Source organism: Paenibacillus xylaniclasticus (assembly GCF_004001065.1).
GTDB classification, from domain to species: domain Bacteria; phylum Bacillota; class Bacilli; order Paenibacillales; family Paenibacillaceae; genus Paenibacillus_T; species Paenibacillus_T xylaniclasticus.
Genome location: NZ_BIML01000004.1, coordinates 171,297 through 185,931 on the forward strand (window position 1 = coordinate 171,297; position 14,635 = coordinate 185,931).

Here is a 14,635-nt window from a genome sequence, read left to right on the forward strand (position 1 = left end):
ATAACGATGGGCGATGGGCAAAAAAACGATCCAATGCTGGCAGTACATCGACATAAGGAGGTTCCCACATGGAAATGCAGTTTCATGCGACGACGATATGTGCGGTGCGACATAACGGACAGGGCGCGATAGCCGGCGACGGACAAGTAACGTTCGGCAATAGTATGATTATGAAAGGTACGGCGAAGAAAGTGCGTAGACTGTACCGCGGACAAGTCGTAGCGGGATTCGCAGGTTCAGTGGCAGATGCGATTACGTTGTTTGAGAAATTCGAGGGGAAGCTGGAGGAGCATCATGGCAATCTTCAACGCGCTGCGGTTGAGCTTGCGAAGGAATGGCGCTCCGACCGTGTGCTGCGCAAGCTAGAAGCGATGCTGCTTGTTATGGATGCGACCGGCTTGCTGCTCATATCGGGTAATGGTGAGATTATAGAGCCGGACGATGATGTACTGGCGATCGGCTCCGGCGGCAGCTTTGCATTGTCAGCAGCAAGAGCGTTGAAGCAGCATGCACCGCATATGGAAGCGAAAGATATGGCGAGAGCGGCATTAGAGATTGCAGCGGACATTTGCGTCTTTACCAATCGAAGCATTATCGTCGAAGAAGTATAGCATCGAACTTTATTGTTGAACTCAGAATCGGCAGAGGACAGAATAATTGCTTAACATATTAAGCCAGCGGAGGGATGCCAATATGGGTAACGAGTCGATGACACCGCGACAAATTGTCGCAGAGCTGGATAAATATATTGTCGGTCAGAAGCAGGCGAAGCGGTCCGTAGCGATTGCGCTGCGCAATCGTTATCGGAGAAGCCGGCTTGCTGAGGAGCTTCGTGATGAGATCGTACCAAAAAATATTTTAATGATCGGACCGACCGGCGTCGGTAAAACAGAAATTGCCCGTCGGCTTGCCAAGCTTGTACAAGCGCCATTCGTTAAAGTTGAGGCGACAAAATTTACAGAGGTTGGATACGTAGGCCGAGATGTAGAGTCGATGGTGCGGGATCTTGTCGAAACGGCAATCCGTATCGTCAAGGCTGAACGTACCGAAAGCGTTCGTGATCGTGCGGAAGTGCTGGCAAATGAACGAATTGTCGCTTTGCTTGTGCCTTCTCCTCATAAATCTAAACCGCAAAAAAATCCATTTGAAATGCTGTTCGGTGGCGGCCAGCATACGAAGGAGCCGGAGCAAGAGCCGGAGCACGATTCTTCAATTGCGGAGAAGCGTAAGGCAGTTAAGGAGAAGCTGGCTGCAGGACTGCTTGAGAATGAGATCATAGAGATTGAAGTCGAGGATACGACGCCTAGCATGCTCGACATGCTATCCCCGCAGAACGGGGAAGGGCCGGGCGGGATGAATATGCAAGAGCTATTCGGTCAGTTTATGCCCAAGCGGACGAAAAAACGTAAGCTGAGAATTAAAGAGGCACGCAAAGCGTTAACGCAAGAGGAAGCGAATAAACTGATCGATATGGATGATGTCATTTCGGAATCGGTGGCACGCGCAGAGCAGTCGGGTATTATATTTATCGATGAGATTGACAAAATTGCAAGTCCGTCAAGAGGCGCAGGTCCCGATGTTTCACGGGAAGGCGTACAACGTGATATTTTACCTATCGTCGAAGGCTCGACGGTCATGACGAAGTATGGTCCAGTCAAAACCGATTACATATTATTCGTAGCTGCGGGTGCATTCCACGTGGCGAAGCCTTCTGATTTAATTCCAGAACTGCAAGGGCGGTTTCCGATTCGGGTCGAGCTGACGAGCCTCAGTCTGGACGATTTCGTTAGTATTCTGAAAGAGCCTAAGAATGCGCTGATTAAACAATACGCTGCCCTTCTCCAAACAGAAGGTATCGAAATCGAATTTTCGGATGATGCGATTCGCGAGCTTGCCTCGATTGCAGCGGAAGTAAATAAGAATACCGAAAACATCGGCGCCAGAAGATTGCATACGATATTGGAGAAGCTGCTCGAGGATCTGTCGTTCGAGGCGCCAGAGCTTAATTTAGAGCGCATCACGATTACTCCGGAGTATGTCAAGGAGAAGCTGGGCAGCATCGCGCAAAATCGTGATCTAAGCCAGTACATTTTGTAGCGGCGTCGTTTTGGGAGGACATGAGCATGACTTTATTGTCGAAGACAAGAACGCTGAATCGGCTGCTCCAGCGAGCAGCCGGTAAGGCGCTTAACTTCCGAGAGATGGCGGAAGTGTTAAGCTCGACGATGCAAGGAAATATTTTCGTCGTAAGCCGTAAAGGCAAAATATTGGGCTGTGCGGCAATCGGAGCCTATGAGCACGATCATATGCGCACAATGTCAATGGGTGAGATCCGCTTCTCGCCAGAGAGCAACGAGCGGTTTCTGCAGCTGCAGGAGACGGTGACCAATGTAGAGCCGGACCCCGGCGTGACCGAAGTCTTCCCTCTCCTAACCGGACAACGAACGATGACTGTCGTGCCGATTATGGGCGGCGGGGATCGACTTGGCACCTTGGTGTTGACGCGTGACGGTCAGATGTTTGACGATGAGGATCTTATTCTAGCAGAGTACGGCTCAACTATCGTCGGCATGGAAATATTGCGTGAACGAGCGGAAGAGGTTGAGATGGAGGCTAGAAGCCGAGCGGTCGTTGCGGTTGCTGTCGGCTCTCTTTCATTCAGTGAAATGGAAGCCGTTGAGCATATTTTCGAAGAGCTGGATGGGAAAGAAGGACTGCTTGTTGCATCCAAAATCGCTGATCGAGTTGGTATTACTCGTTCAGTCATTGTTAATGCGCTACGAAAGCTGGAAAGCGCTGGCGTAATTGAGACGCGTTCACTTGGAATGAAAGGGACTTACATTAAAATTCTGAATCCGCAGCTGCTTGTAGAATTAAATAAATTAAAAGCATAATTATGGTATAAAGTCGCATACTTATCAGGATTAAAGCCCTGTCTTTTTCGGAAAAAGATAGGGCTTTTTTCTTATTGTATATGACATGGAAATTGATGAATATAAACATGTCGGCAAAACTCGACAGTTAGCCCTCATTTTTTTAACAAAATGATGTCGAATCAAGAAGGAATAAGTCACCATGGGGTTGAATTAATTTAAGAGAACATGAAGCGAAAGGTGGGGTGCAAAACGTGAAGTTGCTAAACGGTACTGAATTTAAACGACTGGAGACAGCGGTGCAGTCAGCTGAGTTAAGACAACAAGTAATTTCGAACAACGTAGCCAACGTCGATACTCCGTATTTTAAGCGATCGGAAGTGCTGTTCGAGGATTTGCTGACCGAAGCAATGAGCAGCGGTGAGACGATTTCGGGAATTAGAACCCATTCGAGGCATATTCCGATTGGGCAATCAACAGTAAGTATACCTGCCCCTCAAGTCGTATCGGATGAGAGCAGCTCGATGAACAACAACGGCAACAACGTGGATATCGAACGTGAAATGTCGCTTCTTGCCAAGAACCAGCTTGTGTACAGCCTTTATATTCAACAGGTTAATCACGATGTGAAAATGATGAGAACAGCAATCGAAGGGAGGGCGTAACGATGAAGCTTAGCGGCGGTTTTGATGCGAACGCATCAGCACTGACAGCTCAGCGGCTGCGAATGGATGTAATATCCTCGAATATTGCGAATGCTGAAACGACTCGTGCTAAATATGTGAACGGGGAATTCGTTCCATACTCCCGTAAGATGGTTGTGATGGAACCGACAAGCTCGAGCTTCTCGGATATTCTGTCTAATAAGCTGAGTGGCAGCAGTAGTCGAACGGCAAGCCCCGGCGTTAAGGTAACTCAAATTGTAGAAGACCAAACACCATTCAAGCTTGTATATAACCCGACTCATCCAGATGCGGATGCAGATGGATATGTCAAATTGCCAAATGTCGATATTGCGAAAGAAATGATCGACATGATATCGGCATCGCGGGCATACGAGGCAAACGTAACGGCGCTTAACGCATCGAAAGGCATGTTCGCCAAGGCACTTGAGATTGGCCGTTAATCATAATGGGGGGGTATGAAGCTTGATACAAAAAATTTCGTCGATACCAGTGCAACCGATTCAAGTCAATAGTATACAGTCGGCGGGAGAGTATACGCCTTCTGAGGTGACAAAGTCGTTCGGCGACTTTCTACAGCAAGCAATCGAGAGTGTAGCTGCTCAAGAGCAAGTGGCACATACGACAACCGCGCAGTTCATGGTCGGCGAAGCCGACGTATCGCAAGTGATGATCGCGTCAGAGCAGGCTCAGTTAAGCCTTCAGCTCACCACTCAGATCCGCAATCGCGTAGTTGAAGCGTATCAAGAAATTATGCGAATGCAGCTGTAGTCAGACAGGTAGGAACGAGTAGAGCAATAGGTGAGGTGGCACTGTGAATGAGACAATCGCCCGGTATCGACAGCGGCTCACGGAATGGTGGAGTCAAACGGGCAAGAGACAAAAGATTTGGCTAGGTGCAACGGTAGGTTTAGTCCTATTATCAATTGTACTTTTGACGTACATATTTTCTAGAACGGAATACGAGGTTGCCTTTAAAAATCTGGATGCGACCGATTCCGCTGCGGTTATGAATTACCTAGACAGCAGTGGCATTAGTTATAAGCTGTCGGCTGATGGACACAGAATTATGGTGCCAAGCGCTGTAGCTTCTAGAGTTAAGATCGATGTCGGTTCGCAAGGACTCGTTCGTAACGGGTCGATCGGTTTTGAATCCTTCAATGAATCATCCTCGGGATGGGGTACAACAGAGAACGAGTTTAACGTCAAATACCGCAATGCGCTTAACGGTGAAGTGCAGCAATTGCTGAATAACATGCAAGGCGTTGAGTGGTCGAAAGTGCTCGTAACGCTACCGGAAGAAAGTGTGTTCTCGAATTCGGAAAGCGAGCATGCAACCGCTTCGATTACGATCAAATTCGCTAATGGCTACCGACCAACACAAAAAGAAATCGACGGCTACTTTAATCTCGTCAAAACGGCGGTACCGAAGCTCGCAATCGAAGACATTACAATCGCAAGTCCTGAAGGCCAATTGTTATCATCGCAGCAAAGTGGCGGAGTTCAAGGTAATGCCGAGTTGGCTGATCTGCAGTTCCAAACTCAGCGGAAGTATGAGAGCGAACTGAAAAAGAACATCCAGCAATACTTGAGCACCATGATCGGTGAAGGTAACGTGGTCGTGTACATAGCAAGTAATTTGAACTTCGACAAACAAACATCAGAACAGAACTTGATTAAGCCGCTCGATAATAACAACAATAACGGCGGTTTGGTTAGCACACAGGAGTCGTCGAAAACGACAACGAATGGGGATTCGGCAGTAGGCGGCGTTGTGGGGACAGGTGAGACTGATGTACCGGGCTACCAATCAACCAGCGGTACCGGTAACTCTTCCTCTGAAGAGACGAACAGCATTCGAAATTATGAATTCAATCGGATTAAGAACATTATTGAGTCTAGTCCTTTCATGATTAAGGACTTGAACATCAGCATTGGTGTCAACAAGTCGGCGCTGCAAGGCGACGCACAGGAACAAATTACGAATTATGTGAAACAAATTATCCGTACACAACTCGCACAATCCGGTCTTGACGTAACGAGCGACGCTGTAGTCAGCCAACGGGTTTCGGTGATGGCGAACGATTTTGTCAACGGCACTGCTCCATCGCAAAGCTCCAAATCGAGTACGGCTTGGTTGATCGGCATCGGCGCCGCAGTAGTAGCGCTCGCGGCCGGCATCTTTATCGGAGTAGCGCGTAAACGTAAACGGAATGAAGAAATGATGGCAGCTGCAACCGTGGAACCGGTTCGTGTAGAATTCCCGACCCTCGACCTGGAAAATGTGACGAATGACCATCAAGTACGCAAAAATCTTGAAACGTTGGCCAAACGCAAGCCTGAAGAATTCGTTAATCTTCTTCGGACTTGGCTCGTGGATGAATAGAGGGGATCGGCATGGCGAAATCATACGGCGGCGGATTGACCGGCAGGCAAAAAGCAGCCATTCTGCTCATTACACTCGGTCCGGAAGTGTCGGCTGAAATCTTCAAACAATTACACGAAGATGAAATCGAACAGCTGACGCTTGAGATCGCAAATGTTCGAAAGGTTGACAGCACAGAACGCGAGCAAATTCTGACCGAGTTCCACCAAATCTGCATGGCGCAGGAGTATATCCAGCAGGGCGGTATCGCTTATGCAAAGGATATTTTGGAGAAAGCGCTCGGCGAGCAGAAAGCGCTCGAGGTTATTAACCGGTTAACAGCAACACTGCAGGTCAGACCGTTCGACTTTGCACGCAAAGCGGAACCGACGCAAATTTTGAACTTTATCCAGAATGAGAATCCACAGACGATAGCGCTTGTACTGTCTTATCTTCAACCTGAGCAAGCTTCTCATATCCTTTCATCGCTTCCGCAAGAGAAGCAAGCGGAGGTAGCAAGAAGAATTGCGTTAATGGACAGTACATCACCGGAAGTATTGTCGCAAGTGGAACGGGTGCTCGAACAGAAGCTGTCTGCAACCGTAACACAGGATTACTCGACAGCAGGCGGCATCGAGTCTATTGTTCACATACTGAACGGTGTTGACCGCGGTACGGAGCGTACGATACTCGATGCACTAGAAATTCAAGATCCAGAGCTTGCTGAAGAAATTAAGAAGCGGATGTTTGTCTTCGAGGACATTGTCAACATCGACAATCGTTCGATTCAACGTATTATCCGCGATCTCGAGACATCGGACCTTCAGCTCGCACTCAAGGTTGCCAGCGAAGAGGTTCGCGAGGCAATCTTCCGCAATATGTCGAAGCGGATGTCCGAAACGTTCAAAGAAGAAATGGAATATATGGGTCCAGTCAGGCTGCGTGATGTCGAAGAGGCGCAAACTCGCATCGTAGCGACGATTCGTAGGCTCGAAGAAGCTGGTGAGATCATTATCGCTCGCGGCGGAGGAGATGATATCATTGTCTAATTTGATAAAGTCTTCCCATGTTATTTCATTAGAAGACTTGCGCAAATTGGAATGGATCAACCGGTATGTTCCTCCTAAATCGGATACTGATGAAACTTCACCTGAAGTAGAGAGGCCCGATGCTAGCACAATTTCACTTCGAGACGAAATTATTCGGGACGCTCAACAGTTCGCGGAGCAGCATATACAGGACGCGGTTACTCAGCATAATGCGATGCTCGAGGATGCAGAGCAACAAATTATGCAATGGTGGCAATCACGCCGCGAAGAGGATGAGGCGATCATCCGACGAGCGCAGGATGAAGGGTTCAGCATCGGCTACGATGAAGGTCGTGCTCAAGCTGTTGGCGAGCTGCAGCAGGAATGGCAGCAGAAGATCGAAGAAGCGCAATCGCTGCTCAGTGAAGCTTATAAGATGCGTGATCAGATCATTCAAGAAGCCGAGCCTTTCCTAGTCGAACTTAGTATTGCAATCGCAGAGAAGCTGATTGGCCGCCAACTAGAGCTTAATCCGGATATTGCAATCGAAATGACCCGTAAGTCGCTCGCGAGAAGACGAGAGCAAGGCGTCATTACATTGTGCGTAGCACCAGAGCATCTTGCCTTCATGCAAGCGGCCCGGGAAGAACTAACCTTATCCATCGATTCGCAGGCGGAGCTGCACATCCTACCGGATGCAACGGTTCAAGATTTTGGCTGCGTTATTCGTTCCAACTTCGGCAGTATCGATGCTCGAATCGATACGCAGTTGACGGAAATTAAACGCGAGCTGATGCAGCTAGCGCTGGACAGCGACGAGTGGAGGAACGCTCATGATTCTTCCGAAGCTTAACGCGCATAAATATATTGAGCATCTGCAGCCGATTGATCCGGTTCGGGTTAACGGCAAAGTTACCCGAGTGATCGGATTGACCGTTGAATCCGAGGGGCCGGATGCGAGCATTGGTGACGTATGTCATATCTATCCGACCAAAGGTGCGAAGCCGCTTAAAGCAGAGGTTGTCGGGTTTCGTGATAATAAAGTCATACTCATGCCGCTTGGCGAGCTGCACTCGATTGGTCCTGGCTGTGATGTAGTTGGAACCGGCAAACCGTTAACTGTGCAGGTCGGCTCGGAATTGCTTGGCAAAGTGTTAGATGGCCTAGGACAACCGCTTGACGGTTCTTTTATGCCTAGTCGAATGCCTCACAGCTCGACGAACAACACACCAGGCAATCCGCTCGCGAGACCTCGAGTGAAGGAGCCTTTAAGCATTGGTGTACGTGCCATCGACGGACTGCTAACCGTTGGCCGTGGCCAGCGTGTCGGTATATTTGCTGGCTCCGGCGTCGGCAAGAGTACGCTGCTTGGTATGATAGCCCGCAACACGTCAGCGGACGTTAACGTAATCGCGTTAATCGGCGAGCGCGGACGCGAGGTTCTCGAATTTATTGAGAAGGATCTTGGACCTGAAGGTCTAGCCCGATCTGTCGTCATCGTTGCGACATCCGATCAGCCGGCACTTATCCGGATGAAAGGTGCACTGATAGCAACGACGATTGCAGAATATTTCCGTGATCGCGGGTTGAACGTCATGCTGATGATGGATTCCGTCACTCGGTATGCGATGGCACTTCGCGAGGTCGGACTTGCCATCGGCGAACCACCGGCGACAAGAGGCTATACACCGTCTGTTTTTGCTGCACTGCCCAAACTGCTTGAGCGGGCGGGGACAGGTCAGACCGGATCGATTACTGCCTTCTATACTGTTCTAGTTGACGGCGATGATATGAACGAACCGATCGCGGATGCAGTGCGCGGCATATTGGACGGTCATATCGTTCTAAGCAGGGAATTAGCTCATCAGGGACATTTTCCAGCGATTGATGTGCTTGCTTCCATCAGCCGTGTGATGAAAGAAATCGTGACGGAAGAACAGCAGGATGCAGCGAATACGCTCAAAAGCTTACTCGCTACATATAGAAGTTCGGAGGACCTTATCAATATTGGGGCGTATCAGTTCGGTTCCAATGAAAAAATTGATAAATCGATCCAAGCTATTGATGATATTAACGCTTTTACAAGACAGAAGACGAACGAGAAGGTCGGATTGGAAGAAGCACAACAGCTGCTCATTCAACAATTTCTCGGGAGATGACTGATAAGTGGTAAAGTTCCGGTATGCATATGACAAAATTGTAGGACTTAAGGAAAGCGAAAAGCGCCAAGCCGAATGGCTGCTGTCCGATGCGCTCAGCAAGCTTCAGATGGAGGAAATGTCACTTCATCAGCTGCAGCTTGAGCGTAAGCAGTGGGAAGATAAGCTTGCTGAATTGGCATCATCTGCAGTGCCGCTTGGCGATTTAATGGCCGTTCAGCAATATATCGACCACTTGGACAACTGCATCGCGAGCAAACTGGCGGAGGTCCGTCAGGCTAAAGGGGTCGTAGAGGTAAGCCGCAATCATCTGTCCGTCAAGATGAAAGACGAGAAAGTATGGCTGCAAGCGAAAGAGCGCGCATTAAGCCGTTTCCGGCAAGCAATGATGCAGCAGGAGCAGAACGAGCTCGACGAAATGGCAACCGTTCGTTTCATGGTCGCAGCCCCTTAACCGACGCTGTAACAATGTGAACCGGGACTGCGGGGAGGGATGAAATTGGCGGATATGGAAGTTGAAAACGAGCGTTACAGCGGATTTGAACGATTTATGTTCTTCTTAACGCCTATACTGTTTACGATCATTTTGCTCGGTATTTTCATGGCACTGTTTAATCAAGATATGCGCAATAAGATGCTCGATATCGGGAATAAAGTGCCATATTTGGAAAAAGTGCTGCCTGATCCGACGAACGATGAAGGTTCGGCAGAAGATAACGAGTTAAGTGCAGAGAAATCTAGAGCTAAGCTCGATGAGCTTCGTAAGCAGCTGAATGATAAGACAGCTGAAGTGACGGCGGCTCAGGATAAAGCAGCTCAGGCAGAAGAACAAATCAAAGCGCTGCAGGAACAAATCGACCAACTGAAGAAAGCGAATGAGCAGAAGCAGTTGGATGAAGAGCAATATGCAGCCAAAATTAGTGAAGTAGCTGCAATGTATACACAGATGACACCGAGTAAGGCTGCTCCAATTTTGCAAAGCATGTCAACGGAAGAAGCAGTACTTGTACTAGATGCGATGCCGGCGGAGAACCGGTCACGTATATTGGAGAAAATGAACCCGCAAAAAGCGGCGAATATTTCCTTGATGATGAAGGATGTTACTACCGCTAAGGATCGTCAGATCGCAGCGCTGCAGGCGCAGCTGAAGCGTCAATCTGAAGAGGCTAATACTCCGGCACAATCTTCAACGCTGCTTGATACAGAACAGCTGAAGCAAACGTTCGGCAGCATGGCTCCGAAGAGTGCCGCTGAGCTGCTCATCAAGATGGCCGATATTAGTCCAAGCAAGGTACTTCGTATTCTGAATGCCGTAGACGACAGCACGCGAGCATCGATTGTAGCAGAGATGTCCGAGTTGAGCGAAGGCGTTACGGCACAGCTTGTATCGAAGCTGATGGCAGGAAAATAATAGGGGGGTTAAGACGAACAACTAGATAAAACACAATCTCGAACTCTAACATGAAAGGGGGTGAAATGACTTAATTCTGCTGCGGCGACAGCGTTTGTTAAGTAAGGAAGTTCGAAACGAAAAATGAAGAAAGGAAGATGGAGATGAGTAGAAGAAAACGGTTATTATCCATTGGTCTGACTGTAGCGTTGCTTTTTGCCGGTACCGCATTGACACCTAAAGCTGAAGCTGCATTTGTCACCACTCCAAAGGTTGAGATCGGATTTAATAATACTATCGCACTTAAAAGTGACGGTACAGTTTGGGCCTGGGGCGATAACGCATCAAGTAAGTTAGGAGACGGTACGACTACGGACAGAGTTGTACCTCAGCAGGTTAGCGGACTTACGAATATTAAAGATATCGCTGCTGGAAGCAATCATGTGCTTGTGTTAAAGGAAGATGGCACAGTGTGGGCATGGGGCTCCAATTCTGCTGGGCAGCTTGGGGATGGAACCAAAACGAGCCGTAAAGTACCGGTACAAGTATCTGGCCTAAGTTCAGTGAAGGCAATCTATGCAGGAGAGGGAAACAGCAGTTTTGCAATAAAAAATGATGGAACATTATGGGTCTGGGGTTCTGACAGTTATGATCGTTTAGGCTTAGGAGGTACAGGCAGCAGAACGCTCCCGACGATGGTTACGGGGATAAGCAATGTAAAATCCTTATCCATCGGAATGAAAAATGTTGTGGCAGAAACTTCATTAGGTACTTACTGGACTTGGGGGAACAATGGTAGTTTTCAAATCGGCAACGGTGTGACTACAAGTCAGAAAACTCCTTTGCAGATTGCGGGGTTGACAGACGTTGTTAGTTATTCCTCTGGTGATATGAATGCAATGTTCGTCAAAACTGATGGTAGTGTATTGAATCTCGGAGATGGATTTACAAACGGAGTTTCTTCACCTAGAGGCGTTGATTATAAGGTTCCGACTTTAGTTCCTACAATCTCGAACGGTAAATTGGTTACAACACATGCCCAGCGAGCATTTGTTGTTAAAGATGATGGTACGCTCTGGGGATTTGGATATAACATTTCGGGTGGTCTTGGACGCGGACATAGCGCAGTTAATAGTGATCAGTATGTGCCGCAACAAGTTGTCAAAGATTTAGCTTCCACTCCGTTAACTGATGTGATCTATGTTACATCTGGACAAAATCATTCTGCTGCGATTACGAGTGATGGTACCGTATGGTCGTGGGGCGGAACGAATGCAACGGGAGCTATGGGTGATGGTACGAAGGTCGCAAAGCACTACGCAGTACCAGCAGTAGGACTAAATTTATTGTCTGATCAAGCCGAATCTATCCAACTTAATGAGACTAAATATATCTCATTGGGACAAGGCGAGACAAAACGGTTTCAGTTCATTCCTGCCCAAAGCGGAATGGTTACGATAACAACGGGGCCATGGCAATTTCCTACAGATCCCGTTATTACGCTGTTAGATCAGAATAACACTATTCTTGCAGTAGATGATGATAGTGGTCCGGATCTTGAAGCTCTAATTACGTATTATGTTATTGCAGGTCAGAAATATTATATTGAAATTAATGGTTATATTGGTGGTCAAGTAAACGGAACACTCACGGTTACTATGTAATTGTAGTTTCTACATCGAAATTGACGGCAGGGCAGTTGGGTATATTGAAGACTGCTCTGTCGGTTCCTTCAATAATATTGCTTGAAAGGAGGTGAAAAATACATGGATATGACGATCGTATCTGCTGCATCAGCATCATCTGCTCCATCTAATACAGCCTCATCATCAACTGGAAATGCATCAAAAGTAACAAACGGTGATAGCAGCTTCCAGAAAACTCTTGCTGGCAGCTTGCAAAGCTCAAACGATGCAGAAGCCGTTTCATCCGTGGACGCAGCAACACGATCTTCCGCTCCTCAAGCGGAGACGGGGGCAGCGATGACGGAACTGTCGGCTGAACAGCTTCATTTTATTCTTGGTTCGCTTCTTGTGGACCTCCAAAATGAAGATTTCAGTAATGAACCCGATCAGGGTGAGCTGCAACAGCAATTGCAAGACTTTCTTGATCAATTAAATGCAATGATCACCTTGTTAGGAGGTCAACAAGCACAACCACTGCCTGTAACGCCAGGGCATGTAGTAGAAGATTTGAAAGCTGACGTTCAGCAGGCATTGATTCAATTACAAGCCATTTTAGGTGATGAGCAAGCAGGTTATATGAGGCATGGTATTTCGCTTGATGTAATTGGATCACAAGTAAAATCGATGCAACAAAACTTTGAGATTCGTCAATTATTAGAATCAGCTGTCAATACCGATTCGGATATTGAACAGTCAACTGAACTGATCAATAAACAGACGGTATCTCGTGTAAGTGATTCTCAGCCGGAGATCGAAGGAATCCACAACGTACCCGCTGCGGATAAGGCATCAGTCATGTTGAATCGACTGAATCAACAAGCTGTAAGTCCTCATCTGCTGCAACTGATTGCTTCTCAGCAAGGCGAAGGTGAGATCGAAACGACTCAGGGTGCTTCAGAGGAAGGACTACTTGAGCTGAATGTTAACACGGTATCGCCTAATGAGCTGAGAACTTCTACGGTGCGTGCTGTATCCGTCACTACGCCAGTATCAGCGCAACAATTTGCTGAAACAATGGCCGATCTAATGGTTAATAAATTCGAAGTAAAAACAACAGCTGGAATGTCGGAAGCAAGGCTGACGCTGACGCCAGAACATCTTGGTCAAGTGGACGTTCGTATATCGGTACAGAACGGACAGCTTACCGCTTTGTTCGTAGCGGAATCGAGCATTGCCAAAGATATGCTCGACAATCAGCTAGCCCAACTTCGTTCCACTCTTCAATCACAAGGCTTGAATGTTGAAAAGCTGGAAGTAACGCAGCAGCAATCGATCGATAGCCAAATGTCACAGCAGCATCGTGAAGGCTCTGGCAGACAACAACCGAACAATGGCATCACCATTGGTGATCAATCCGAATCGGAAGAAGCAGCATTCGAAGCAGAGCTAGCCCAACAGAGCGCTATTCGCGAATTGGGATATGGAAGAAGCATTAATGTGAAAGCATAGCATGCATGAAGCCTATCGGATGGGAGGTGACATGAATGGCAGGGGAAGCGATTAACAACAGTGCCGTGTGGCCGAATTATAGTACATCAAACGTGCGGAAAGCGGCCGCAACGCCCAAAGATACGTCATTAGGCAAGGACCAGTTTCTAAAAATATTAGTGACACAGCTCCGTAATCAAGACCCGAGCCAGCCGCTGCAGGACCGTGAATTTATTGCCCAGATGGCTCAATTCTCGTCCGTCGAGCAACTAATGAACATGTCGGAACAGATCACGATGCTTCGTCAAAATCTCGGAACCGCTTCGACATTGATTGGTATGACGGTCGAATGGAATGGCATGTCTGACGCAGGAGTCGGAACAACTTTCTCCGGTGTTGTTGAAGCAATCAGCATCAGGGACGGCGAGCAATATGCGAAGGTTGGCAATAAGACGGTTAAGGTGGACGAGCTGACGACGATTACATACGTGCCGGCATCCGCACAGCAGACTTCTGAACAGGAAGCAGGCGGCGAGTATGTCTAATGTCATGAAGATCGGAACGCTTTATCCGCTACCGGCTAGACCTGGGAGTGTCAACGCTAATACGAATGGTAGCATGATGGCTAGAACGGAAGATAAGCCGTTCAGCGAAATTTTACAGCAGCAACAGCAATTGGTCAGGTTCAGTTCGCATGCAGAGCAGCGAATAAAGCAAAGAGGTATTCAGCTTCAGCCGGATACGATTGCGAAAGTGAATCAAGCGGTGAATCAAGCAGCCTCCAAAGGAGCCGTTGATTCCTTGATCGTGCTGCGAGATGTAGCGTTGATTGTCAACGTACCGAACCGTACTGTTGTTACGGCGTTGGATCATTCTCAAATGTCGGATACCGTATTCACACAAATCGACAGCGCTGTTATTCTTCATTAATTAACTATTTCGGGCCGGACCTGAATTAGAGGGAGCCCAGCTGCCGTGGACCGACTGAAGCGGCGGTACTAAAACCATTATCCCGAGCGGGAGG

At 48.0% G+C, this 14,635-nt stretch carries 16 protein-coding genes; all 16 read left to right on the plus strand.

What is annotated here, in order from left to right:
• Positions 1 to 68 precede the first annotated feature (68 nt).
• The 16 genes from hslV to PXY01_RS06305 all read left to right on the plus strand — a co-directional run bounded on the left by hslV (position 69) and on the right by PXY01_RS06305 (position 14,541).
• The gene (gene hslV / locus PXY01_RS06230) at positions 69 to 611 is read left to right on the plus strand and encodes an ATP-dependent protease subunit HslV (protein WP_127568376.1); all 543 of its coding nucleotides are present in this window, start codon (positions 69 to 71) and stop codon (positions 609 to 611) included.
• 82 nt (positions 612 to 693) lie between these two features.
• Positions 694 to 2,097, plus strand: a complete 1,404-nt coding sequence (gene hslU / locus PXY01_RS06235; RefSeq protein WP_127568378.1) for an ATP-dependent protease ATPase subunit HslU — start codon at positions 694 to 696, stop codon at positions 2,095 to 2,097.
• 26 nt (positions 2,098 to 2,123) lie between these two features.
• Positions 2,124 to 2,894, plus strand: a complete 771-nt coding sequence (codY, locus tag PXY01_RS06240) for a GTP-sensing pleiotropic transcriptional regulator CodY (protein WP_127568380.1) — start codon at positions 2,124 to 2,126, stop codon at positions 2,892 to 2,894.
• A 233-nt stretch (positions 2,895 to 3,127) separates the two neighbouring features.
• Positions 3,128 to 3,538, plus strand: coding sequence for a flagellar basal body rod protein FlgB (gene flgB / locus PXY01_RS06245; protein WP_127568382.1), 411 nt, complete (start codon positions 3,128 to 3,130; stop codon positions 3,536 to 3,538).
• A gap of 2 nt (positions 3,539 to 3,540) precedes the next feature.
• Positions 3,541 to 3,999: a flagellar basal body rod protein FlgC gene (flgC, locus tag PXY01_RS06250; RefSeq protein ID WP_127568384.1), complete on the plus strand. Its 459-nt coding sequence runs from the start codon at positions 3,541 to 3,543 to the stop codon at positions 3,997 to 3,999.
• Positions 4,000 to 4,021: 22 nt separating this feature from the next.
• The gene (gene fliE / locus PXY01_RS06255) at positions 4,022 to 4,327 is read left to right on the plus strand and encodes a flagellar hook-basal body complex protein FliE (protein WP_127568386.1); all 306 of its coding nucleotides are present in this window, start codon (positions 4,022 to 4,024) and stop codon (positions 4,325 to 4,327) included.
• 43 nt (positions 4,328 to 4,370) lie between these two features.
• Positions 4,371 to 5,942: a flagellar basal-body MS-ring/collar protein FliF gene (gene fliF / locus PXY01_RS06260; RefSeq protein WP_127568388.1), complete on the plus strand. Its 1,572-nt coding sequence runs from the start codon at positions 4,371 to 4,373 to the stop codon at positions 5,940 to 5,942.
• An 11-nt stretch (positions 5,943 to 5,953) separates the two neighbouring features.
• Positions 5,954 to 6,970, plus strand: coding sequence for a flagellar motor switch protein FliG (gene fliG / locus PXY01_RS06265; protein ID WP_127568390.1), 1,017 nt, complete (start codon positions 5,954 to 5,956; stop codon positions 6,968 to 6,970).
• Positions 6,963 to 7,802 carry a FliH/SctL family protein gene (locus PXY01_RS06270; RefSeq protein ID WP_127568392.1) on the plus strand — a complete coding sequence of 280 codons (840 nt, stop codon included), beginning with the start codon at positions 6,963 to 6,965 and terminating at the stop codon, positions 7,800 to 7,802. Before fliG ends, PXY01_RS06270 begins: the two co-directional genes overlap by 8 nt.
• Positions 7,783 to 9,108: a flagellar protein export ATPase FliI gene (fliI, locus tag PXY01_RS06275; protein ID WP_127568394.1), complete on the plus strand. Its 1,326-nt coding sequence runs from the start codon at positions 7,783 to 7,785 to the stop codon at positions 9,106 to 9,108. Before PXY01_RS06270 ends, fliI begins: the two co-directional genes overlap by 20 nt.
• A gap of 7 nt (positions 9,109 to 9,115) precedes the next feature.
• On the plus strand, positions 9,116 to 9,562 hold the full coding sequence (gene fliJ, locus PXY01_RS06280) for a flagellar export protein FliJ (protein ID WP_127568396.1): 447 nt from the start codon (positions 9,116 to 9,118) through the stop codon (positions 9,560 to 9,562).
• Between the two features lie 39 nt (positions 9,563 to 9,601).
• Entirely contained in the window at positions 9,602 to 10,519 is a 918-nt protein-coding gene (locus PXY01_RS06285) for a MotE family protein (protein ID WP_246027815.1), read from the plus strand.
• Positions 10,520 to 10,662: 143 nt separating this feature from the next.
• A complete protein-coding gene (locus PXY01_RS06290; protein WP_164744318.1) occupies positions 10,663 to 12,162 on the plus strand; it encodes an RCC1 domain-containing protein in 1,500 nt (499 codons plus the stop codon).
• 102 nt (positions 12,163 to 12,264) lie between these two features.
• Positions 12,265 to 13,632 carry a flagellar hook-length control protein FliK gene (locus PXY01_RS06295; protein WP_127568402.1) on the plus strand — a complete coding sequence of 456 codons (1,368 nt, stop codon included), beginning with the start codon at positions 12,265 to 12,267 and terminating at the stop codon, positions 13,630 to 13,632.
• 35 nt (positions 13,633 to 13,667) lie between these two features.
• On the plus strand, positions 13,668 to 14,156 hold the full coding sequence (locus tag PXY01_RS06300; RefSeq protein ID WP_127568404.1) for a flagellar hook capping FlgD N-terminal domain-containing protein: 489 nt from the start codon (positions 13,668 to 13,670) through the stop codon (positions 14,154 to 14,156).
• Entirely contained in the window at positions 14,149 to 14,541 is a 393-nt protein-coding gene (locus PXY01_RS06305; protein ID WP_127568406.1) for a TIGR02530 family flagellar biosynthesis protein, read from the plus strand. The genes PXY01_RS06300 and PXY01_RS06305 overlap by 8 nt, the downstream gene beginning before the upstream one ends.
• Positions 14,542 to 14,635 lie beyond the last annotated feature (94 nt).